Genomic DNA, 22,183 nt, shown 5'->3' with positions numbered 1-22,183 from the left:
ACCCTAAAAGACCTCAAGCCCTTGAAGTCAAGCGGAACTGCGGGACGTGTATCACGCCCTGCGACCTGCGCAAACCGCGCACAACGCGGCCCCCTCAGGATGCTCGGTACGCCACCTCGCAGCCTGCCGGATTCCCCTTCCCGTCACAGCCTCTCCGCCCGCCTCTGAAAGGCCCAAATCGGGCACGTCTGTTCCCTCATCGACACATCCACGCGTCCAACGAGCTCGCAGCCGCCGTTGATGTAGAAACGAGCATTCGATTCCGTTGACGTCACAAATCCGTACCCATACCCGCCTCGCTTCGCCACGAAGTCGGGCAGCACCTTGGAGACGAGCCAACGACCGACTCCGTGGCCGCGCATGCTTTTGTCCACCGAGAGGATCTCGAGGTACCAGTCAAAATGCCCGTTGTCGATGGCAATCTGGTCGGCACGGTCGGTGACGTCAGCAAAGTCGGCGATGAGTCGGGGGGAGGCATATCGAAAGAGGTCATACCCCCCGCTCGTGACATTGCGCATCAGGCCCACCTTGCGGTCGTGCATGAGGGCCGTTGCGATAACACGCCCGTCTTGCTCGACGACGAGGGCTTTCCGTGACCGCTGATAGGCTCGGGCGAGCATGCGATTCATCGCGGTCAGGCACTGCGGGTAATGCTCCGGCTGGTAGAGGTACGGCTTCAGCATGATGTGCAGCGGGTAGTCCAGAAATCCCTCGGTGACAATTCGTGTGATCGCGGGGATGTCTTCGCGCGTGGCGTGTCGGCACTTCATGGGACACTTCCTTCGTGACAGCTGGCAACAACGTCCTTCTTCATTGAAATCCTGACTGCAGGTAGACTCCTGTCATAGTACGCGACACAATACCATCTGACCTTACCAAGAGGGTGCGTTTCTTTTTGACAGTCGCCCCCCTTTCCCTTTACAGCCGGTCAGTTAATCTCGCATTGAGGTCCCCTCGTTGCTTTGTATCCACGAACGGACGATAATCGAGTGACTCATATCAGGAGGACTGCATGCGACTCTCTCGCGCCCTGTGCGCCACGCTCGGGGCACTGTTCATCGCGCTCACGCTACCGTCGGCCACTCACGCTGCCAACGCACCGACCCTGTCGGAGGCATACGTTGTGACCAAGGACGGTCAGGTCGTCGACACGTTGACTGTCACGGATCCCTCGCGCACGATGAGCGAGTCCATCTGCAACCCCTATGTGGGCAATTCCACGGACCACCACGTCGAGTTCATGACGCGCGATGACGCATCCGTTTGCCACATGCAGCTCATGTACAGCCGCCTCCAGGACGATCCTGAGTTCGCGGTCCAGGACTCGGGCGAGTTTGTGTTGACGGCCCGCACGGATCAGACGTTATCCGAGTACCGCAAGATTTTTGGTTCGTCGCTGTCCCTGGCGTCGGTGTTCCTGAGCGTCGAAGGAGAAGTGAAGTCGTCAACTTCCGGGGCATCAACCTCTGCGACAATCTACGAGGGCAGGTCCCTGTCCGTGTCCACTTGGACCACCCCAGTTCCCCAGGTGATCACGGTCAACGGTTCGCTTAACGCTGGCGGCAACCTCTCGACGGGGGGCGGCGCGAACGGCCTGAAGAATCCGTGGGGGGTCACTCCCATCCCCGGAAACGGTGCCTCTCCCGAGGCTGCGGCCGCGGCCTCGTCCTCGGATCCCTCGATCGGCCTGCTTATCGCTTTGATCGTTAGTCTCATTGTCCTGGTGCTCGTGGCCGTCATCATCTTCTACGTGTTGCGCGCGAGGAAATCCGAGGAGTCGTCGAGGGGAGCGAAGCGCCCCGCGCATCCGTCGCACGTCCGGCGTCCCTCCGCATCACGGATCAACGAGGCCGGGGGGCCTCGTGCTTCCACGGCGCCCGTGGCTTTCGCGCCGCCATCCCGGCCTTCCGCGGCCGCCGTTCCCCCGCCGGTCCAGGCGCGTCGGGAATCGGTGGATCCCGATTCCTCCCGGCGTCCTACCCCGCCCATTCCCCCGCCGGCGCCGGCACCTGCACCCAAACCGGCACCCGCGCCGGCACCCAAGCCGATGCCCGCACCCGCGACACCACCCGCGTCCGAACCCAAGCGGGTGCCTGTGTCCAAGCGAGTACCTGCGCCCGAGTCGGTGCCCGCGCCCGAGCCTACGCAGGCGAGCACCTCCACTCCTCCCCAGTCAACCCCAAGCGACACAAGTTTCGCCCGGGGGGATAAGTCACGCCCCGCTCACGCCGCACAGACCAGTGCTGATGCATCCGCGCGGGTGCCGATGACACCGAAGAGGAGGCATTCACGCAGCGGTCACCGCCCCGCGGTCTTCCCTGAGCGTCCCGCGCAGCCGTTCCCGCAGCCCCCCTCCTCCGCGGGTTCAACCCAGGAACCGAGCGTCCCGGACGCGGCCTCGCCACAGCGGGGTGCGAACACCCCGGTTGCGCCGATTCCTGCCGCCCCACCGTCGATCGAAGGCAGCCAAGGTTCCCGCCGGAGCGCTTCCGTGTGGGATCGCGAGACCCACGTCGCATCCGAACGAGCGCCCATTGAGGATTCCTCTGCGGCATCGTTCGCACAGCCGGGCAAACAGGTGCAGGCACGCGCCGTGCCCCAACCCGAGGCGAACGCGCCCGCTCGCGCGGAAGAGGCTCCCGCGCATTTTGCAGCGCCCGTCCCCCCTCCTCCCGCCAGCCTCGACGAGGCGGCCGAAAACCCCGACGAGGCGACCGATACTCTGCTGCTTCCCAGGATTCAGCGAGCCGTCATTCCGATGCCCGCTGCGGAATCCGTCGCGGTTCCCGAACCAGAGCCGATCCTCGCGCCTCCGCCCGCACCCGTCGCGCCCACGCCGGACCCGGAGCCAGTCTTCGCACCCGAACCGGAACCGGCCATCGCACCCCCGTACACACCGGACCCCACGCCGGAACCAGAGCCGGTCTTTGCGCCCGAACCCAAGCCGGAGCCGGAACCGGCCATCACGCCACCGCCCGCGCCCAAACCGGAACCGGCCATCGCACCCCCGTACACACCGGACCCCACGCCCGAGCCGGAGCCGGTCTTTGCGCCCGAACCCAAGCCGGAGCCGGAACCGGCCATCACGCCACCGCCCGCGCCCGAGCCGGAGCCGGTCGTCGCGCCCGAGCCGGAACCGGCGATCACGCCGCCGCTCGCGCCCAAACCGGAACCGGCCATCGCACCCCCGTACACACCGGATGCCACGCCGGAACCAGAACCGGTCTTTGCGCCCGAACCCGAGCCCGCCCCGGCCTCGTTGATGCCTGTTGACGACGAAGCGGAGCTGCCCACCGCTCGATTGCCTCGGATTCGAAGCACCAGTTCCTTTGACTGGTCGACGCCGGCCTCGGCTACGCCCGCCCCCGAGCCGCCGCGACGGGAACACGCGTTCGTGGACACTCCCCCGCTCGCGCCTCCGCCGGCGCGCGAGAGCACGCCGGCCCCCCAGAGCTCGGCGCCACCGCTTCCCTCACAGCCTGGTCCCATGGCCACTCCGCAGGCACCGGCCGCCCCGCAGGCACCGGCGGTGCCACCGTCAGTTCAGGAGGACTGGAACGCGGAGTTCTCGTGGAACGAAGAGGCTCGCCAGGAGCAGGAAGGCGAGTCGAAGCGCCGCAAGCGCTGGGGCTGGGGCAGGCGCCGGAAGCAGCGGGAAGAACCCGCACCCGCCACGCCTGAAGTCGACGAACAGACGCCGTCCGACCGCGTACCGATCATCGCCATCGACGCGCAAGACGATGACTGGAACGACTGGCAGAACTGGAACTCTAGAAGCTGATCCGGGAGATCCGCATCAGCCCGGCGCTCTTCCCAGCACCGACGGTATTTGCGGCAACGGTGACGCCTGTGCGGGCGCCCCGGCCACCCGGCGGCACGCAGGCCGTCAATCGTGCTTGGCCGTCTTCGCAACGATGTCGCTCACCTCGCCGCCCGACACGGTGAGCGAGACGCCCACCCAACGCTCAGCCTCCTGGCAACCCCTGATATGCTTGTGACCAGGTACTCGCATGTCCCCTTGCTATAAAGGAGCTTCCGTGGATTCGCGTTCATCGCTCATCGCGCAGATCAATACCCTGCACGATGAGAAGGAACATCAAAAGATCATTGCCCTCATTGAAGGCCAGCCCCCGTCCGTGTTGGACTACGAGCTCACCAGCCTGCTGGCCCGCGCATACATCAACTACGCGCAACCCTACATGGATTCCTTCCGGGAGCACATCAAGCACGCTGTCGAGCTGCTGCGCGGCGTTGAGGCGGAAGGCATGTCCGACCCGCTGTGGTACTACCGGATCGGTACCGCCCTGTACTGGCAGGACGAGGAAGAGAACGCGCTGACCTACCTTGAGCAATGCCTCGCTATGGATCCGACCAACGAGGACGCTCCGCAGATCATCGCCGAATGCAAGCGCGCCCTCGAACTACGCACGGTCGTGCGTCCCCTCGACATGAAGGCGATCACCGATTTCTTTGATCGCAACGATTACAAGTACGACGTTGAGGACAAGCGCCTGCGCACGGGATTCTCCCAGGGCTATTACATGTTCTCTGTCGTTGAGGACTCTGCGGACCTGAGCATGTGGGGCGCGATCCGCGAGGACGTGTCGATGGAGTTGCGCCCGCGCCTGATCCAGGCGTGCAACGACTGGAACGCGTCCACCAGGTGGCCCAAGGTCTACGTTGCGGCGCTGGACGATGGAACCCAGCGCGTGTGCGCCGAACAGTTTGTGACCGCGCGCTACGGCCTCACTGACACGCAGGTCGGGATGAACATCGACCGTTTCATTTCTGCGGCCGAGGCCTTCTTCAAGGAGCAGATTGAACGCATTCCCGCGCTGGGCGGCACGCAGGAGTAACGCGCCGAGCGGGAGGGGCACCGGCCTGGGCACGAGGCCGGGGTTTCCTAGGCGCCCGCGCACGGAACGTAGACGCTCAGCCCACCGTCTTTGACAAACCCCGTGAGGGTACCGTCATCGCCGACGCGCACGCACGGGTGCGAGCCGATGATGCACTCCCACTCCTGACCCGCGTGGCGCTCCCCCACGTAGAGTCTCTTTTCGGCGGCGTAGCGGTCGGAAACGATGACCGCGCAACCCGATCCGTCCACGTCCGCTTTGCCCTCGCGGGCAAAACCGACCACGTCGGGGTCGTCGAAGGCGTCATGTTGGACGCCGATGGCCGCGCGCGAACGGATCGACATGAGGATGGGCAGCTCAGGCACCGCCGTCAGATCGCCGGTCTCGGGAGTCCCAAAGAGATCGCCCCAAAACACGCAGGGCACCCCGGCCTCGCCCAGCAGGATCAGCGCGTACGCGGACGCCTTAAACCAGGGCGCGACCGTGGACGCCAGCGACTGGCCGGGCTGCGTGTCGTGGTTCTCGACGAAGGTGACGGAGCGGTCCGGGTACGAACTGGTGAGCGTCCCCTCCCACAGGCGCGACAGGTCGGCGTTCCCATCCGAGGTGGAGGCGGCGTGGAGGCGGAAGTGCAGGGGAACATCGAAGAGCATGATGTCGGGCACGGCCTCAAGATAGCGTTCGAGCTCCCTCACGTCCCCGCTCCAATACTCACCGACGGCGGGCAGCGTCCGCCCTGTGGCCGCGCGCAGGTTGGCGATCCAACGCGCGTAGAAGTCGGAGCCGATGTGTTTCACGGCGTCTAAGCGCAACGCGTCCACGCCAGTTGTCTCCACATACCACCGACCCCACCGGTCGAGCTCGGCGCTCACAGCCGGGGCCGTAACGTCCACGTCAGAGCCCATCAAGTAGTCGTAGTTGCCCAGCTCGCCTGCGACGTTATCGTTCCACTGTTTTCCTTCGAAGAGCCACAGGCCCTTGCGCTCCGTGGCCACGTCCCAGTCGACCCCGTGGAAGCACGTCCAGTCCCACGTGAAGTCCGAGTAGGCGCCCGCGCGCCCGGGGAACGTAAAGCGCGTACGCGCCTCGATTGTCTCGGGTTCCCCCACGACCTTGCGCCGATCGTTCGGATCGATTGGCGTGGCGAGCACCGTCTCACAGGCGTCGGCACCCATGCGGTGGTTGAGGACGATGTCGGCGGCAACTGCCACCCCCTCCTCGTGCAGCGCATTGATGGCCGCCAAGTATTCGTCCTTCGTCCCGTACTTCGTGGGAACGGAACCCTTCTGGTCGAACTCGCCCAGGTCGTACAGGTCGTAGACGCCGTATCCGACGTCGTTGATCCCCATTTTGCCCTTGTAGGCGGGCGGCAGCCAGACGACGCTGACGCCCAGATCGGCGATCTCGCGCGCGTGGTGCGCGAGGTAGCGCCAGTGGCTTGCGTCCGCCTTCATGTCCCACGCAAAGGCCTGCAGGATCATGGGTCCCGCCTCGCGCTCTAACGAAGCCAGGGCTGGGTTCTTTGTCTCACTCACCCGAGTATGGTGGCAGGTTGGAACCGCCGAAGGGAAACGGGAGGGGCGAAGCGTGGCGCGGTAGACAGCCAGCGAAGCGCCTGGTGTTTCGCGCTCACGGCCCCGCGTCCCTACCCTTTGACCGCTCCGGACACTAAGCCGGCGCTCATCCGGTTCTGCACGATCATGAACAGGATGAGGACGGGGATCGTGATGATCGTGGATGCGGCCATCACCCCTCCCCAGTCGCTTCCGCGCAGTCCCTGTTGGAACGATTGGAGCCACAGCGGGAGAGTCACCGCGCTATCGCGCGACAGCACGATGAGGGCCAGCGTGTATTCGTTCCACGAGTGGAGGAAGGAAAACACGCTGGTCGCGACGAGGCCCGGCGCCAGCAGCGGCAGCGTCACCCGCATAAACGCCCCCATCCGCGAGCATCCGTCGATCATCGCGGCCTGTTCGAGTTCCTCGGGCACCGCCTCCACGTAGCCTCTCATCATCCACGTGACGAAGGGGAGCACGCCCCCGACGTACAGCAACGACAGGCCCGCCACCGAGTTCAAAAGGCTCCACGCGTCCAGCATTCGGTATTGGGAGATGAACAGCGCTTCGGCGGGGATCATCTGGACGACGAGGACCGCGACGATGAAGCTCCGTTTTCCTCGAAATTGGAAACGTGTCAGGGCCAGCGCGGCGAGCAGCGACAGGGTCGTCGTCGCGAGCACCGTGATGAGCGCGGTCAGGAGCGACATGCCGAGAGCCCGGTGAAAGACGGGGGAAACGAGCACCGAGTGAAAATGCTCGAAGGTGGCCGGCGCGGGCCACAGTTTCGGAGGCGAGGCAAGCAGGTTGCGGTCCGTCTGAAGCGATGAGTTCACCATCCAATAGACCGGCAGCAACCACAGCAAGGCGCACAGGAGGAGGACGATGTTCACGACTGCGACACCGATGCGCGTGCGCAGGGGTCGCCGCCTCGTCAACGCGGCGCGTTTTGGCGAGATTCTACCCATAACGCTCATAGTCGATCTCCCTTCGTGAAGAGCATGTGAATGTAGCGCGACGTGATTACCAATGTGATGAGGAGGACGATGGTTGCCAGCGCGGATGCCACGCCGTAGTTTCCTTGCGAGATGCCGACCTTGTAGATGTATGTGCCGAGCAGATTCGTTTCATCCGATATAGAACCCGACTGTTGAAGCACATAGATCTGCGTGAACACCCTCAGGTCCCAGATGACCTGGAGGACGCCGATCAGAGCGATCACGGGCGACACGGAGGGGAACACGACGTAGCGCAGCCGCTGCCAGTAGGAGGCTCCGTCGATCTGTGCGGCTTCGATGAGGGCGCCGTCAATCTGCGTCATGGCCGCATAGATGGAGATCGTGGCCAGCGGCATCGACGCCCATACGATGATCGCGGAAGCGATCAGGAAGAAGGTCCAGTAGCTTTGCGCGAGCCACGCGGTCTGTGAAGCCTGTTCGAAGCCCAGCACCGCGAGCACGTAGTTCAGCAACCCGAAGTTCTTATTCACGAGCCACTGCCACACCGTCAGAGTCGCAAGCAGGGGCATCGCCCACACGATGACCAGAACCGCGTTCATGAGCGTGCGAATCGGAGCGGAGGCAGCTTTCATCATGAGGGCGAAGGCGATTGCCAGCGCCATGGTCCATCCGGCGGTCCACAGGCAGAAAAGCAACGACTTGGCCGTCACGGTCCAAAAGTAGCTGTCGGTGAGGATGCTGGTGTAATTGTCCAGGCCCACCCACTCCGGTGGGGCGCCGAACTGCTGCTTCAGGCCAAACTTTTGGAATGACATGATGAATTGGCGCAGCATCGGGTAACCGAGGACGACGAGCACGACTGCCGTTGCCGGGGTCAGCAGCAGATACGGGATGCCCCGCCTGCGCGCCCGGCATCCTTTCGCCGGGCGCGCAGGCGTCTTCACTGAGGTGGTCATCGTTGCTCGGTGTTCAAGGCTTCAGTGAGTTTTTGGGCGAAGTCGCTTGCGGTCCCACGCACGTCGGACCCCTGTGCGATCGCCATGAAGAAGTCGCGCAGGTCGCTGTCGCCCGCGGAGGTTCCCCACTGCGGAGTGTTGGGAGTGAGCTTGGAGTTGGCGACGATAGTGGGCGCGATCTTCGCGAAAGCTCCCGTCTGAGCGCTTGCGTACGTGGAGTTGCCCGGCGTCCATCCGGCCTTGGCGACCGACTCTTGGAAGTCCTTCGAATAGATGAGCTCGAGTGCCTTGGCGGCCAGTTCCGGGTTGTGCGCCTTGGCCGCCATCGAGACGGAGGAGCCTCCCGCGAACGTCTGTCCGACGGAGCCGCTGGTCGTACCCGGAATGGGCATCACGCCGACCGCGTCAGCGTCCCAGAGCGATTTGTCGATCTTTTCTCCAATGTTTCCGGTTCCGACCATGAAGGCGACCTTGTTCTCGTTGAAGAACTTTTCGAAGCTCTTTTGAGAGGCCTGGTCGGCGAGCGCGTAGTTGGTGCCTTCCTTGAAGATCTTCTGGATTCGCGTGAGCGAGGCGACGGAGGCCTCGTTATCGATGAGCGAGCTCCAGCGCCCGCCTTCCTGCTTGGCGTAGTCGCCGCCGCCTGCGAACATGAGGGATTCGACGCCGTGAATGTCGACCGCCGCCAGGTACATTCCGGAGAAGCCGTCGACGCCGTCGGGATTCGCCTGTCCGATGTCGATGGCCGCCTGCGCAAGCTCATCGAGGGTGGTCGGCACGTCGATGCCAGCCTTCTGGAGCATATCCTTACGGTAGTAGACGCCGCGGGCGCCTGCATAAAGCGGCAGGGCGTACTTGTGTCCCTCCCAGGTGCCGGCCTCCACGAAACTGGGGATCAACGCCGATCCCCCCAGCGACTCGTATTGATCATCGAGAGGAGCGAACGCCCCGACGGAGGCGAACAGGGCCGTCTGGGTGTTGCCCGTCTCCACCAGGTCGGGACTCTCGGCGGACGAGGCGAGAGACGTCTGAAGCTTGTTGACGATGCCGTCCCAGGGTTGGATTTCGACCGTGAGCGTGTTGCCGGGGTTGTTGGCGGCGAAGGTGTCTTGGAGGTATTTGACAGCGTCGTCCGGTATGGATCCCTCCATGAACCAGACGCGCACGTTTTGTCCGGTGGCCGACGACGAGCCGGAGCCGCAACCGCTTAGGGTGAGGGCACAGGCCCCCGCGAGCCCCATCGCTGCCATTTTCGCCAGGAGTGAGTGAGACATAAGTTTTTCCTCTCGGGTGGGTACGCGACACTGCGTAGTGGTGACAAGGGTCTCACACCCACAAGCATGTGTCAACTTGCGTGACACTTATTCCAGATTTGTTCGCACCGATTGATGAGCGAGGCGCGCACATCCTCCATCGATAGCAGCACTCCCAGGCCGGCGCGGGCAATGTCCGTGGGGAGAGCGGCCCGCACGCTCAGACCGCGAACGCTCAAGGGCAGAGCGCGGGCCTTGAGGGCCCGCTCGACCGGCCCCGCCAGGATCGCGTCGAACCCCGCGACGATACCACCAATCACCACTTCCTCAGGGTTGAGCAGGTGCAGGGCCGACACGAGGGCTTCGCTCAGCTCGTCCGCGACGCTCTGGACGATCGCGACGGCGACCCGATCCCCTTGCCCGGCGCGCTCCACCAGGGTTGCGGTGCTCGCATCCGCCCCCCACACGACGCGCGCACGCTCGTCCACGACGTGAGTGCCAACATACTGCATCAGGCACCCGCGAGAGCCGCACTCGCACGGCCTTCCGCGCGGATCGATGCTCACGTGCCCAATTTCGCCTGCGCCTCCGCGAGCCCCGCGCACGCTGACCCCGTCGACGATCTGCGCACACCCCAGCCCGTAGGCGATGTGGATATACAGCTGGGATTGCACCTTTCTGTCCCCCGCCTCGTACTGGGCGTAACCGGTGGTGCGAACCTCGTTATCGACGACGACGATGCACCCCAGCGCCCTCTCGAAGTAGGCCTTTGGATTCGTACCTCCCCACAGGCGGGAGGCGGCAGAGGCCATGACGTCGCCCGTCGCACTGTCGATCTGCGCATTGACGGCAACATAAGCGGCCGACACACTCGCGCGCAGCTCGCTAAGCACAGCGGTGACGCGCCCCAGCGCTTCCTCCATTCGCCGCTCGCCCGCAGTCGCCGGGTCAAGGTCGTGTCGGGAGGAGTGCACAACCGTGCGATCGGCTCGCGTGAGCAGCACGAGGGTCGAGGTGGCTTGGAAGATGACGGACAGGAGACAGCCGGGGGCCTCCCCGATCCCAACGTCGGCCTTTAGCCCCTCCGCACTGCAGAGCACACCCGAGGCGACCCCATCGGAGACCACGTTGGTGGTCGTCGTCCTGGTGACGGACAGGGCTCGCGCCAGCTCGGCCCGATGCATGGGACCACGCTCCACGAGCTCGGCGATGACGCGTCGGCGATTATTTCCCTTCATCACAACCTCTCACAAAATTCTGTTACTCTACGTAACAGAATACTATGCTGAATCGGAGGCAACGTGGCCATCATCAGTTCATCTTCCCATCCCGAAGCCCTTTCTTCGCACGGGGCGCCCATACCGCACGACCGAAGCGCAGCGCCCGCACACGCGTGGCGCGGGCTGCTCATCGACTCCGCGCGCACCTTCTGGAGCGTCGACACCATGCGCACGATCATCACGCTCATGTCGCGCTACGGTCTCAATACCCTGCACTGGCACCTGACCGACGACGCGGGGTGGCGTTTCCCCGTGCCCGGCTATCCTGCGCTCACCACGGTCGGCGCGTCCATCGAGCGCGAGCCCTACGACTGGTACGACAACGTCGATGCCACCCGCAGGCGCGCCACGTGGCGCGACGCGCCACCATCCTCCACGCACGGTTTCTACAGCGATCAGGAGATACGGAGCCTCGCCTCCTACGCGCGCGAGCGTGGCGTGCGCATCGTCCCCGAGGTCGATATCCCCGGGCACATGGGGGCCGCGATCTACGCGTACCCCCAGTTGGGCAATCCTCGCCTCGCGGGGCAGCTGCCGCGCACGCGACAGTGGCGCAACGACATGCTGTGGCCGTCAGAGTCGAGCTTCCGTTTCGTAGAGGCGGCCTTAACGCGCGTGTGCGAACTCTTCGATTCGCCCGTGATTCACGTGGGCGGAGACGAGTGTCGGTGGGACGAGTGGGAGGCCGATCCCTCCCTGATCGAGCGACTGCGTCCGCAAGGGGTGGCCAGCGGCGCAGACATTCAGCGACTCTTCCTCTCCCACTGCACCTCCGTCTTGGCCGAGCGGGGGCGCACCGTCGGCGGGTGGGACGAGATCGTCGACATTGAGGGCGCGGACCTGCCCGCAGATGCCCTCATTATGGCGTGGCGCGAAGCAGGTGTCGGAACGCGACAGGCGCGCGCGAGCGGACGGCACTGGGTCCAGTGCGACGCGGACCTCCTCTACCTCAACCGATTATCCGGTCCGGTCTCGAGCGAACCCACGGGGATGGACGGCATCATCACCCCGCAGCGTATCTTCGAGGAGCTGCCCGGCGCCCTCACCGGCAGCGGGCTCGTCGGCGTCCAAGCCGCGGCGTGGAGCGAATTCCTCACCACGCCAGACGCCCTGTTCTACCATCTCCTCCCACGCCTACTCGTGGTCGCCGAGATCGCATGGCACGGAGGCGATGCGCTCCCGTGGAGCGAGCTCTCCACACTCATAGACTCGGAAACGGATTACCTGCGCGGCCTGGGTATCGCTTGCCGCCTCCGCACGTGACGAGGCTGGGGCCGAGCCCGCCGCCGACAGTGTGCCGCCCCGGCCCGCGCCTCGTCCATCGGCGGGCATCGTCCATCGAGCGGCTATTTGCCGCGGCCGAAGAATCCCTTGATACTGTCCGCGGCCCCAGAGGCAGCGCTCATCGCGCTATCGGAGACAACCTTGGTCGTCCCCTTGATAGCCTGTTGAGCCCCCTGAAGGATCCCCGGGTCTGTTTCTTCTGGGGTCGCCCCGCTGACCGATTGCTTCCACACCTCGGATGCGAATAACTTTCTTGAGGAATTCGATCGCATACTTTTCAGCCTCAGAGTCCTGCTGAGCCATCGTCTCGCGGAGTTCTGAAACTCCCTGCGAGGGAGTTTCCGTCAGTTCCGTTTCGTCGCTCGTATCGAGCGCGATATCTCGGCTGTCGTCAACCAGCTCTTCCCCAGCGTCGGGGCTTTCGGCATTGTCTGTCATCGCGTCTCTCTTCATTCCGCAACGTCAGCGGACGACTCACATCAAATACGCGATAACTATCGTCCATCCGCTGGCGTTCGGTGCCGCATGTGACCCACATTCATCTCACTGCAATGTACCTGGACCAGATACCCATCTAGCCTGGAAGGATGTGGATCCTCTTCGCCTGTCTATCAGCTCTTTTCGCGGGGGTAACGTCCGTCCTGGCAAAGGCCGGGGTCGCGACCACGGCCTCGTCAGTGGCGACGGCCCTGCGCACGGTCGTCGTGGCCGCAGGGGCGTGGGGCATGGCTGCTCTGGCCGGTTCGGCGACCGACGTTTTCGCTATCGACGCGCGCTCGCTGCTCTTCCTCCTCCTGTCTGGGCTGGCGACAGGGGCGTCGTGGCTGTGTTACTTCGCGGCACTGTCCCGGGGCGACGTTTCCCGGGTGGCACCCATCGACAAGCTCTCGACGGTCCTGACTATCCTCCTGGCCCTGGTCCTCTTGGGTGAAGCGGTGAGCGCGTGGGGCATGCTCGGGATCATCGCAATCACGGCAGGAACTCTCCTGATGGTCGAGCCGACCGACCTGTCTGGGCTACCGCGCGCGCTGCGTCAGGGCGGGAGCTGGCTGATCTATGCCCTCGCCTCGGCATTCTTTGCGGCGCTGACATCCATCCTGGGGAAGGTCGGCGTTTCCGGAGTGGATCCGACATTGGGGACGGCCGTGCGGACGCTCGTGGTGCTGGCGATGGCGTGGGGCATCGTGGCCGCCCAGGGACGCACGTCCGAGGTGCGATTGATTCCAACACGGGAGCTGGCTTTCATCATCGCGTCGGGCGCGGCGACCTGCGCGTCGTGGCTGGTGTACTATCACGCGCTGAAGGGTGGGCCCGCGTCCATCGTCGTTCCCATCGACAAGCTATCGATCCTGGTGACCGTCGGTTTTTCGGCGCTGGCGTTTCACGAGCGTTTCACGCGGCGCTACCTGGTCGGCCTGGCCGTCATATGCGCAGGCACTGTGGCGATGGTGGTGGCGTAGAGGCGGCATCCGACGTTCAGATTCGCTGGCTCGCGCCGTACGACGCCCAAGCCCCCGCAAACTCACTCACTCGCACGGTGAACAGCGCGCAGTGCAACGCGCGCGATGCGCGGGTCGAAGGGAGGCCGCGGCCTCCCTTGCAAACAACCGCTCAGTCTGACGATCACCAAACGATTGAATCGTACCCACGTGATATGACGAGGCGCGTTATTGACGCCAGGCGTTAACACGACAGAAGTTGCGCACGCCTCCCCCGCCTCTTCTCAGCGGTATCAGCGGTAGAAGGCCCCTCCGGCCGAGCGGCGGCCTCATGCCGGAAGATACTCCTCGACAATCGCGTCGAGCCGGGCGCGGATCGCCGCGAAGGGCTGGTCCAGGTCGAGGGTCATCGCACTGACGCGGTTGCCGCTCATGCGGTAGGCGAAGTCGGGTTGAATCTCCTGGTCGGTGGCGGCGTAGAGGAGCACGCCCGAGACCTCGGCGCTCTCCCCCGCGCGCTCCAGCTCGGCTTGTTTGTTCTTCACGTAGGCGAAGATCTGGTACAGGTTCCCCGAATGCACGGTCCTCTTGTCGAAGTTCTGTTGCATCGCACGCTCGTAGTACTTTGCATCGATGATCAGCACCCGGCCGCCCCGCGTGAGCGTCACGTCGCTGCGCATGGCGGGCAGGCCGTCCGAGGCCCCATCGTCCAGCGCCCAGTCGATGAAGGATGCGCTGGCGCGGAGGCGAGGGTGTTCCTTGCGGTAGTATTCGAGAATGAACTTCTCGTACAAGCGGCACATGCGCTGCTCGTCGAAGAAGTCCATCATACGTACGCGTCCATCACTCTGGGTTTGCAGCAGTCCCTTGACGACGAGCCAGCATACCGCCATGAGCATGCGGTACGTGCGGTTGTTGCGGTCGAAGCGCATGTTCCAGTCGACCGTGTGCAGGTCGATCTCACCCACGTTGGCGAAGAAGATCATCAGCTTCTTCAGGCTCTTCTTGCGGGCCGTGGAGATGTCCGCGCGCACGAGCAGGGCGACCGTCGCTTTGATGATGCGGTTCATTGTCGTGTCTGCCGAGAACTCGTCGTAGGAACACACCATCTGGCGACGCAAGAGAGCCTGGGACTTCACGGACTCGGTGACCTCTACTTTCCCGCGCAGGGAGGATCGGGCCTCGGTGCGGCCCACGTACTCTTGCCCGAGGCCTCGTTTGAGCTGGAGCGAGACGCCCCGCTCAAGGATGGCGGCGCACAGCTCTGCGGCGTTGTCGAAGTCTTCGGTGGCCACGGCGCGGTAGCCCTGCTCGGTCAGCACCGAGAAGGCGTAGGCGAGCATGTGGTAGAGGTTTCGGACGCGGATCACCGCAGCGCCCCGCGCAACTTCCGCGCCCACTCCTCGACCTTGGCGGGCTCGTCGAACCAGTATTCCCTGAGCATCGGGACCAGCTCGTACTCCACGATCGAGGAGAGCGCCGCGTGGTCGCACTCGTCGGCGTCCATGTTGCAGAAGTAGCTGTGACCGATGCGAAAGCCCTCGCCGAGGGAATCGTCGGCGGCGATGGCCTCGTTGAGGCGCGCGACCGCGCGCACCAGCACGTCGAAGCGCGGGTCCTCCAGCGAGGCGCGGTACTCGGCAAATCTCTCCGAGTCGAAGGCCGGGCGCAACTCAACGAAGGCGAAGCGGCGCCGCAGCGCGTAGTCGAGCATCGCGAGGCTCCGGTCGGCGGTGTTCATCATGCCGACGAGAAAGACGTTGGAGGGCACGTGGAACAGCTCGCGGGAGTAGAGGAGCTGCAGCTTGCTCCCCCGCTTATCGCTTTCGATGAGCATGAAGAGCTCACCGAAGATCGTGGAAAGGTTGCCGCGGTTGATCTCGTCGATGATGAAGAAATAGTCGTTATCCTCGTCCTCGGACGCCTTCTTGCAAAACGAGTAGAAGGCGCCCCTGACCAGCTCGAAGCCTGTGGTGCAGGGCCGGTAGCCCTCGATGAAGTCCTCATAGGAGTAGCTCTGGTGGAACTGGACCATCATGACGCGCGAGGCATCCTTGACGCCCATCATCGAGTAGGCGAGGCGCTTGGCGGCGTAGGTCTTGCCCACGCCGGGCGCGCCCTGCAAGATAATGTTCTTCTTGGCGCGCAGCACTCCCACGAGGGCGTCGTATTGCGCTTCGTCCATGTAGACCTCGTCGAGGAAGTCCTCCTTCGTGTACTCGGGGTAGGAAACTGCGGGTTCCTCGGTGCCTGAGGCCTCCTCCTCGGCGTCCTCGAAGAATGCCTCGACTGTGGCCACGAACTCCGGGTAGTCGGTGACCTCGGTGAGCGTCTTCATGGCGAGGGGCTTGTCGAGGCTCCAGTGTCCCGCGTGGGTCCAGCGAACCTCGCGGATGTGCGGGTAGTGCCCGCCGTTCGGGTCGTAAACGTAGTCGCCCGTGACGACGCCGCGCCCGAGGATCTCGGAGCGTCCCTTCTTCACGAAGATAACGTCGCCGGGTTTAATCTCGTTGGCGAACTGCCAGACGGCGCGGGCCGAGTTGGTCTGGGACGTGTTGTCGGTGCGGATCTCGAGCAGGCGCTGGCGCATGTCCTCCTTGGAGGCGTAGGCGCTCAAGTCGCCCAGCTCGGCCCAGCCCAGGCCCATGACGCCGCGCTCGTAGAAATCCTCCCACATGCGCGCGCCCTCGCCGGGCGCGTAGAGCCAGTAGCGCGTGGTCTGGACGTCCGCGTCACCGAGGGCGGCGGACTGCACTGCTGTCTCTTTCTCTTTGTCTGTCCGTTTGTTCCGTTGGTTGACCTCTTCGGAGACCCGCCACGCGTACGCGGAAAGGTCCGCGAAGGTCTTGTATTCGTAGTCGCCGCTGTCCATGGCTGAGCGGACGCGGTCGCGCAGCTGCAGGTAATCGGCGGCCGGCGGGGCGTCTCGGAGGGATTCGACGGTGGCCCGAATGTCGCTGGGCATCGTGTTGGGTAGGGCGAGGCACCAGCGGTCGCGCGAGCACAGGTTGAGGTAGGTGAGGGGGCGGATCCAGAAGAGGCCCATCGTGATGTTCCAACCGACGCGGCGCTGGCGCAGGACCGTGTCGTAGGCGGATGCGAAGGCCGCGCGGGCGGGGGCGGTCGGCTGGTCCGCGTATGCCAGCGCGGCACTGAAGACGTTCCACAGTCGCTCTATGTCTGCTTCGTCGCGGCTGGCCTGGTCGTAGAAGGTCGCGTTGATGTTGAGGAGAACCGGGACGCCGGCGAAGTCATCCGTCAGGGGCGAGTTGACGCCGAGGGCGGTGCCGATGCCCGTTGCGATTGCTCGGCGTTTGCGCTCGGCGAGGCCTCGGTTGAAGAGGCCGAAGACGGTGAAGGGGTCGATGTCCGTCGGCGTGCCGGAGGCATCGAGCGTCGGCAGCGTCATACCGATGTCCTCGTACACCTTCTGCAGCGCCGCGATCAACGCCTGCCTGTCGTCCTTGAAGGCGAGCAGTTTGTCGGCGAACTCCATGTAAAAGCTGGTCCATGAGTACTGGCTATCCGTCGTCATGGCCACACCCTACACCCGGGCGACCAGTCACACACCCAGGGTGCACTTGCTCGAAGCTTCCACCATCCCAACACCAGCGGCAAGGAGGGGGCGCGACTTCTCACGACCCGGCCTCCACGCCCCTTAGTCGAGGTCCGCGAGCACACCCGCGTCGCGCGCGGCCTGACGCAGGCGCTTGTCGCGTGTCCACAGTGACATGCCAGGGGTTACAACAACGCTCGCCAGAATTGCCGCATCGACAGCACTCAGCCCCCTACCCCACAGCCGCCGCTCCTGGATAAAATAGCGCACCCCCTGATCATCCACGTTACGCACTATCATCAAGCGTTCTAACGCCTTCAGGAAGATCGACCGGTCTTTCAGGTTGCCCAATGCCAGCTCAGTGATGACGCTCTGGTGCACGCACACCTGATCACGTTCGAGCAGATCGACCAGGACTGGCTCGGTTGTGCGCAGGTGGTCGATCCACACGTTCGTGTCAACGAGGATTCTCATGCGCGCGCCCGGCTCCGCGGCGCAGCCTCCGCTCCTGGATCACTACCGCCGAGCGCAGCTAACTGACGGCCGCTCTCGATACGGACGAGGAGCTCAACCGCGTCTCTGATCAAAACGGAGCGCTCTCTGATCCCAGTGAGCTCCTCAGCGCGGGCGAGCAGGTCATCATCGAGTGTCACAGTCGTTCTCATGTTTACCTCCACCACCAGCATAACATCACCAGCACCATCATTTGATTCGCATTGTGATGCGACTCCGCTTCGCGAGCTACACTCCCAACAGGAAAGCCGGGCCACGCCCTCGCGCGACCCGGCCGCCGCCGCGTTCAAGAACGATCAGACGTTGAACCTGAATTCGACGGAGGGCATCTTACACATGAGAGTCAAGAACTCACCCTCCCTGAGTGTTTACCTGGCTCTCAAAACCCCGTCCCCGCACCATTTAGAAGACTGCGAACACACGCAATGGAGTACCCGGGCTAACACCCAATCTCGCGAATGCTAGCACCAGTCACATACTCCTTACACAATCCTGTGCCAATAGTAACCCGGGTTTCACACGTCAAACGTTCGCGTGCCTTAACTGCCGAAACAAAGAGCGACCTTCCTGCACACCCACGGTATATCTTTCCTCGAGGAATAATACCTTCTGTCGATTCATCTCACCAGGATATCCACTCTTCGCGCAGATGACACACGAAAATCTCGAGGAGCGGCCCGAGAGAGCAGTCTTCAACAGACGTTCGGAAGGGCGACAAGTCCAGGCAAATCGGACCACGAGGTCCCAGCAGTTCACTGCGGACCGATCACCCCTTTCACCCGAGCAGCTCAGTCATGCCCCGATCGAATCCGCGGGTACGGAGCGCCTGCATAGCACGATCCGAAGCTTCCTTCGATTCTATAAACTCCTTACCACTCGCAATTAACTTAGCCGCATCCAACCAGTTCCGCGGTACAGGGATAAGAAGATCTCGCACATGGCCCGGTTCGAGGTGTTGTTGAACCGATCCATACTCATTCATCAACATCTGCGCCATCGCGTTCTCAGACAACAAGAAAGCGGCGACATACGCCCGAATCTCCTCGGATGGAACCCTTACACGAATCATATCATCCGAAACGATCTGCCCCTCCATCACGCTAGAGACATAAGCAAGTCGACCGATTGAACCTGAACGCGTAAGAAGCAAATCCCCCTCGCGAACAGTGACGATTTCAAAGTCGCGCAACTGTTTGTTGGTCGCCTTCGCAAGATCAATCAACTTTGCCGAATCTCGTTTATCCTGAAGCATGGCAGAGGGCGTGAAGTAGCCAACAACATCAGTGCCGGACGACAAGTCTGAAACAATCACATTCTCGGTCTTAAGACGGGGGCCTTTGAAGACCGCAATCCCCTTTTCGAGCTGACCAAGAGTGGTAACCGACCAACCGTCAAGTTCGTCGAATCGACGCACCGTGGCTATCGACTCGTTCAGATGAGGTGAGTAAAACTGCGGGTTGATATTAAGCCGGTTGTCGATATCACTTCGCTTGACCGCATAGCGGAACTGTGAAGCAACTAGACTGCCAGACCGCAGCGCTTTGAAGTCATGAACTATCTCGTCGAGATCATGGTCGATTTCAGCAGTAGGTCGCCCGTCATCGCCTACCACAAAGATCGGCTCCCCCTCCGACGTTTGCCCGACCTTCTGAGACACTGCCATGAAGATATCGTAATCACCCTCTGGAAGCTGCCTCTGCCGCTCCGTCTTTTTGGTAAGAAATACCATACAGGTACGCACCCCTGTATCTGGCTGAAAGGAATCCTTATGTAAGGTGACGACGCCGTCAAGGTACGCCCGTTCGAAGAGCATCTCCCGAGCGCGGTGAGCCTGCGCGGTATCCAAGAAAGCCTTTGGTAACACGATACCCATGCGACCACCCTCGGCTAGCCAATCGAGACACCGCTCAAAGAACAGCAGTTCAGGACTTTGCTGCTGCATCAACTCCTGTACGAGCTCTCCCGTCGCCTTAGATACCACCGTACGATAAGCAGTCTCGTAGTCCGCGAGAATCTGCGGATCAGCGATACGCGATTCGCCCTGCCCTGCAAACGGCGGATTCGACAGGATCACCTTCGGGACACCCCGAGCGCAGCGCGACTGAATCCACGGGTCCAACTTCTCGTATGGACCAAGCGAGTTCGCCTTTGTCATTCCCGCGTGTCCGTCGCCGTTCAACAGCATCGCAGTCTTCGCAAGCTTGACAAGCCTCGGACTAATTTCCGATAGAAAAATGTCATTCTTCGCCTGATCGAGTTGACGTTCACGCTGCGGACTACCCGGAGCAGTTGTCGCAAGGATCGATTGCCGCATATACCGAAAAGCCGAAGTTACGAACCCCCCGGACCCACCGGCTGGATCGAGAACTTTTTCCCCTACCTGCGGATCAGCCATCTGGACCATTGCCGAGACAATTAGACGGTTAGTGAAGAACTGCCCGCGTTGACGCTTCAGGTTTTGATGAGTGTACTGCTCATAGGCAGCACCCATGACATCCCATTCATCTGCATCCTGATAACCGACAACGAGCGACCAGGGTTGGAGAACCGTGACCGCTTCAACAATGGCTGAATCGGGGACCTCAATCCTCTCCCCTTCCGGAAACACTTCTCGATGTCGCTCAGCAAAAGCCTCGAAAAGAGAACGGACGCGTTGGGCAGCAGCCTCCCGACCCTCCGGATTTTCATACTCATCCTGTGAGATATAGAAGGCAGGATAATCACCAGGAGCTGACTCATCCTCAATTTTCGCAAGGAGAATCCTCACCATATCCATGGTGATGTCGTAATCGAAGTTCTCCATGCCACGACCGTAGAGCTTACTGTTACATAGGCGGAACAGACGACGAACATCATGAGGCTTCTCAAGGTCCGTTTTCTTTCGTCGATTGATCGACCCCCATTTTTCATCCACTCGCGGAAGTTCAGTAACGGGAAGGAGTTGTGCGAGCTCCCTATCAACTCGATAGAATTTCGTGTCAGACTCATCCCCGTCAACACCGTTCGTCCAGACACCACCAGGCGCATTGGTCGAGAATATGTAGCTTACGAGTTGCTCATATCCAGACTTAGCATCGGGCTTCTTACACTCAACGACAAACTTGATCTGGCCTTGGTCGCGTCGAGCGGCAGCCGTGGAACTTGCGTAAACAACAATGTCTGCTCGAACTGGCTTGCCCGCTCTGTCTCTAATCTCGCTGCTGCCATGGTAAATCGGGACCTCGCGACGAATGCGGTTGGCTGGATACCCATACTCGTTTATCAAAACCGCGATGAACCCCTGCCGGACGGTTTCTTCCGGTGTAGAGGGCAAGAGCGTTCCATCGGTGAGGCAGATGTACTTCCCATCCTCGTTGAGGATGGGATGCACATCATCCTTACGCTGCCCTGCCACAGCCGCGCTCACTTCTTCCCCCCGGACTCGAGCCCCGACCGGAACTCCACCACGTCCCCGTCCTGCATGACGTAGTCCTTGCCCTCCATGCGGACCCGGCCGTGGGCGCGCGCCTCGGCGATGGAGCCCAGGGAGACCAGGTCGTCGTAGGAGACGATCTCGGCCTTGATGAAACCCTTCTCGAAGTCCGTGTGGATGACGCCGGCGGCCTTGGGGGCGGTGTCGCCCTTGTGGATCGTCCAGGCGCGCGCCTCCTTCTCGCCGGCGGTGAGGTAGGTCTGCAGGCCCAGCGTGTCAAAGCCGACTCGCGCCAGCTTGTCCAGGCCGGACTCGGCCTGCCCGGACTCGGCCAGCATCTCGCGGGCGTCCGCCTCGTCCAGCTCGACCAGCTCGGCCTCGAACTGGGCGTCCAGGAAGATCGCCTCGGCGGGGGCCACCAGGGCGCGCAGCTCGTCCTGCTTCTCCTGGTCATCCATCTCGGCGGCGTCCATGTTGAACACGAAAATAAAGGGCTTGGAGGTCATCAGCTGGAAGGACCGCAGCGCGTCCTGGTCCAGCTTGGCGCCCTCGGGGCCGGACAGCAGCTCGCCGCGCTCCAGCAGCTCCATGGCCGCACGCGCGGTCTCCAGCACGACCGGCTCGGTTTTCTTACCGCGCACCTCCTTCTCCAGGCGCGGGATCTGTTTCTCGATGGTCTGCATGTCGGCCAGGATCAGCTCAGCCTTGATGGTCTCGATGTCCGAAGCCGGGTCCACCTTGCCGTCCACGTGCACCACGTCGGGGTCGTTGAAGGCGCGCGTGACCTGACAGATCGCGTCGGCCTCGCGGATATTTGCCAGGAACTGGTTGCCCAAGCCCTCGCCCTCGGAGGCGCCGCGCACGATGCCGGCGATGTCCACGAAGGACACGGTGGCCGGGAGGATGCGCTGGGAGCCAAAGATCTCCGCGAGCTTATCCAGGCGCGGGTCCGGCAGGGGGACCACGCCGACGTTGGGCTCGATGGTCGCAAAGGGATAGTTCGCGGCGAGCACACTCGCGCGGGTCAGGGCGTTAAACAGGGTGGACTTGCCGACGTTGGGCAGTCCGGCGATACCGATAGTGAGAGACACATCCTCATCCTATCGGAGCGGACCCGCG

Annotated in this window: 19 protein-coding genes; 4 read left to right on the top strand and 15 right to left on the bottom strand. The window is 62.9% G+C overall.

Going from position 1 to position 22,183, the window contains the following annotated elements; genetic code table 11:
- Window positions 1-143: 143 nt before the first annotated feature.
- From BLT68_RS07540 to BLT68_RS09445, 3 genes are all read right to left on the bottom strand, one after another.
- The gene (locus BLT68_RS07540) at window positions 144-770 is read right to left on the bottom strand and encodes a GNAT family N-acetyltransferase (protein WP_050694434.1); all 627 of its coding nucleotides are present in this window, start codon (window positions 768-770) and stop codon (window positions 144-146) included.
- 976 nt (window positions 771-1,746) lie between these two features.
- On the bottom strand, window positions 1,747-2,157 hold the full coding sequence (locus BLT68_RS09450; protein ID WP_131800097.1) for a hypothetical protein: 411 nt from the start codon (window positions 2,155-2,157) through the stop codon (window positions 1,747-1,749).
- Between the two features lie 582 nt (window positions 2,158-2,739).
- The gene (locus BLT68_RS09445; RefSeq protein ID WP_131800096.1) at window positions 2,740-3,489 is read right to left on the bottom strand and encodes a hypothetical protein; all 750 of its coding nucleotides are present in this window, start codon (window positions 3,487-3,489) and stop codon (window positions 2,740-2,742) included.
- 40 nt (window positions 3,490-3,529) lie between these two features.
- Here BLT68_RS09445 and BLT68_RS09440 point away from each other — a divergent pair, with 40 nt between their 5' ends.
- Both BLT68_RS09440 and BLT68_RS07530 read left to right on the top strand, forming a co-directional pair.
- A complete protein-coding gene (locus tag BLT68_RS09440; protein WP_070778924.1) occupies window positions 3,530-3,781 on the top strand; it encodes a hypothetical protein in 252 nt (83 codons plus the stop codon).
- Between the two features lie 256 nt (window positions 3,782-4,037).
- Window positions 4,038-4,856 carry a YbjN domain-containing protein gene (locus BLT68_RS07530; protein WP_074633512.1) on the top strand — a complete coding sequence of 273 codons (819 nt, stop codon included), beginning with the start codon at window positions 4,038-4,040 and terminating at the stop codon, window positions 4,854-4,856.
- Window positions 4,857-4,903: 47 nt separating this feature from the next.
- On the opposite strand, the gene BLT68_RS07525 is transcribed toward BLT68_RS07530, so the two are convergent.
- From BLT68_RS07525 to BLT68_RS07505, 5 genes are all read right to left on the bottom strand, one after another.
- Window positions 4,904-6,391, bottom strand: a complete 1,488-nt coding sequence (locus tag BLT68_RS07525) for an alpha-amylase (RefSeq protein WP_408641280.1) — start codon at window positions 6,389-6,391, stop codon at window positions 4,904-4,906.
- 110 nt (window positions 6,392-6,501) lie between these two features.
- Entirely contained in the window at window positions 6,502-7,389 is an 888-nt protein-coding gene (locus tag BLT68_RS07520) for a carbohydrate ABC transporter permease (protein ID WP_165603247.1), read from the bottom strand.
- The gene (locus BLT68_RS07515) at window positions 7,386-8,327 is read right to left on the bottom strand and encodes a carbohydrate ABC transporter permease (protein WP_074633507.1); all 942 of its coding nucleotides are present in this window, start codon (window positions 8,325-8,327) and stop codon (window positions 7,386-7,388) included. The genes BLT68_RS07520 and BLT68_RS07515 overlap by 4 nt, the downstream gene beginning before the upstream one ends.
- Window positions 8,324-9,601, bottom strand: coding sequence for an extracellular solute-binding protein (locus BLT68_RS07510; RefSeq protein WP_232618701.1), 1,278 nt, complete (start codon window positions 9,599-9,601; stop codon window positions 8,324-8,326). Before BLT68_RS07510 ends, BLT68_RS07515 begins: the two co-directional genes overlap by 4 nt.
- Window positions 9,602-9,672: 71 nt before the next feature.
- Window positions 9,673-10,818, bottom strand: a complete 1,146-nt coding sequence (locus tag BLT68_RS07505) for an ROK family protein (RefSeq protein ID WP_074633506.1) — start codon at window positions 10,816-10,818, stop codon at window positions 9,673-9,675.
- Window positions 10,819-10,881: 63 nt separating this feature from the next.
- Between BLT68_RS07505 and BLT68_RS07500 the strand changes: the two genes are divergently transcribed.
- Entirely contained in the window at window positions 10,882-12,123 is a 1,242-nt protein-coding gene (locus BLT68_RS07500) for a family 20 glycosylhydrolase (protein WP_232618702.1), read from the top strand.
- A 147-nt stretch (window positions 12,124-12,270) separates the two neighbouring features.
- On the opposite strand, the gene BLT68_RS07495 is transcribed toward BLT68_RS07500, so the two are convergent.
- Entirely contained in the window at window positions 12,271-12,582 is a 312-nt protein-coding gene (locus tag BLT68_RS07495) for a hypothetical protein (protein ID WP_070778934.1), read from the bottom strand.
- A gap of 149 nt (window positions 12,583-12,731) precedes the next feature.
- On the opposite strand from BLT68_RS07495, the gene BLT68_RS07490 reads away from it, so the two are divergent.
- Window positions 12,732-13,604 (top strand): EamA family transporter, encoded by an 873-nt coding sequence (locus tag BLT68_RS07490; protein ID WP_074633504.1) that lies wholly within the window; start codon window positions 12,732-12,734, stop codon window positions 13,602-13,604.
- A 308-nt stretch (window positions 13,605-13,912) separates the two neighbouring features.
- On the opposite strand, the gene mcrC is transcribed toward BLT68_RS07490, so the two are convergent.
- The 6 genes from mcrC to ychF all read right to left on the bottom strand — a co-directional run bounded on the left by mcrC (window position 13,913) and on the right by ychF (window position 22,155).
- Window positions 13,913-14,953: a 5-methylcytosine-specific restriction endonuclease system specificity protein McrC gene (gene mcrC / locus BLT68_RS07485; RefSeq protein WP_074633601.1), complete on the bottom strand. Its 1,041-nt coding sequence runs from the start codon at window positions 14,951-14,953 to the stop codon at window positions 13,913-13,915.
- Window positions 14,950-17,118 carry an AAA family ATPase gene (locus BLT68_RS07480; RefSeq protein ID WP_074633502.1) on the bottom strand — a complete coding sequence of 723 codons (2,169 nt, stop codon included), beginning with the start codon at window positions 17,116-17,118 and terminating at the stop codon, window positions 14,950-14,952. The genes mcrC and BLT68_RS07480 overlap by 4 nt, the downstream gene beginning before the upstream one ends.
- Window positions 17,119-17,241: 123 nt before the next feature.
- The gene (locus BLT68_RS07475) at window positions 17,242-17,613 is read right to left on the bottom strand and encodes a type II toxin-antitoxin system VapC family toxin (protein WP_050694425.1); all 372 of its coding nucleotides are present in this window, start codon (window positions 17,611-17,613) and stop codon (window positions 17,242-17,244) included.
- Window positions 17,610-17,804, bottom strand: coding sequence for a type II toxin-antitoxin system VapB family antitoxin (locus BLT68_RS07470; RefSeq protein WP_050695718.1), 195 nt, complete (start codon window positions 17,802-17,804; stop codon window positions 17,610-17,612). Before BLT68_RS07470 ends, BLT68_RS07475 begins: the two co-directional genes overlap by 4 nt.
- Window positions 17,805-18,427: 623 nt before the next feature.
- Window positions 18,428-21,046 carry an N-6 DNA methylase gene (locus BLT68_RS07465; RefSeq protein ID WP_165603246.1) on the bottom strand — a complete coding sequence of 873 codons (2,619 nt, stop codon included), beginning with the start codon at window positions 21,044-21,046 and terminating at the stop codon, window positions 18,428-18,430.
- 8 nt (window positions 21,047-21,054) lie between these two features.
- Window positions 21,055-22,155, bottom strand: a complete 1,101-nt coding sequence (ychF, locus tag BLT68_RS07460) for a redox-regulated ATPase YchF (RefSeq protein ID WP_074633499.1) — start codon at window positions 22,153-22,155, stop codon at window positions 21,055-21,057.
- Window positions 22,156-22,183 lie beyond the last annotated feature (28 nt).

Origin of the sequence: Schaalia meyeri (assembly GCF_900105015.1) — a bacterium.
Classification (GTDB): Bacteria; Actinomycetota; Actinomycetes; order Actinomycetales; family Actinomycetaceae; genus Pauljensenia; species Pauljensenia meyeri.
The sequence above is the reverse complement of the archived record's forward strand: the minus strand, read 5'-3'. Positions and strand labels throughout refer to the sequence as shown.

Bases quoted from the DNA above. Each gene is read 5' to 3' on its own strand.
- BLT68_RS07470 (WP_050695718.1), bottom strand. From the start codon at position 17,804: ATGAGAACGACTGTGACACTCGATGATGACCTGCTCGCCCGCGCTGAG.
- BLT68_RS07515 (WP_074633507.1), bottom strand. From the start codon at position 8,327: ATGACCACCTCAGTGAAGACGCCTGCGCGCCCGGCGAAAGGATGCCGG.
- BLT68_RS07510 (WP_232618701.1), bottom strand. From the start codon at position 9,601: ATGTCTCACTCACTCCTGGCGAAAATGGCAGCGATGGGGCTCGCGGGG.
- BLT68_RS09445 (WP_131800096.1), bottom strand. From the start codon at position 3,489: ATGGGACCAGGCTGTGAGGGAAGCGGTGGCGCCGAGCTCTGGGGGGCC.
- BLT68_RS07540 (WP_050694434.1), bottom strand. From the start codon at position 770: ATGAAGTGCCGACACGCCACGCGCGAAGACATCCCCGCGATCACACGA.
- BLT68_RS07480 (WP_074633502.1), bottom strand. From the start codon at position 17,118: ATGACGACGGATAGCCAGTACTCATGGACCAGCTTTTACATGGAGTTC.
- BLT68_RS07495 (WP_070778934.1), bottom strand. From the start codon at position 12,582: ATGACAGACAATGCCGAAAGCCCCGACGCTGGGGAAGAGCTGGTTGAC.
- BLT68_RS07505 (WP_074633506.1), bottom strand. From the start codon at position 10,818: ATGAAGGGAAATAATCGCCGACGCGTCATCGCCGAGCTCGTGGAGCGT.
- BLT68_RS07475 (WP_050694425.1), bottom strand. From the start codon at position 17,613: ATGAGAATCCTCGTTGACACGAACGTGTGGATCGACCACCTGCGCACA.
- BLT68_RS07520 (WP_165603247.1), bottom strand. From the start codon at position 7,389: ATGAGCGTTATGGGTAGAATCTCGCCAAAACGCGCCGCGTTGACGAGG.
- BLT68_RS07490 (WP_074633504.1), top strand. From the start codon at position 12,732: ATGTGGATCCTCTTCGCCTGTCTATCAGCTCTTTTCGCGGGGGTAACG.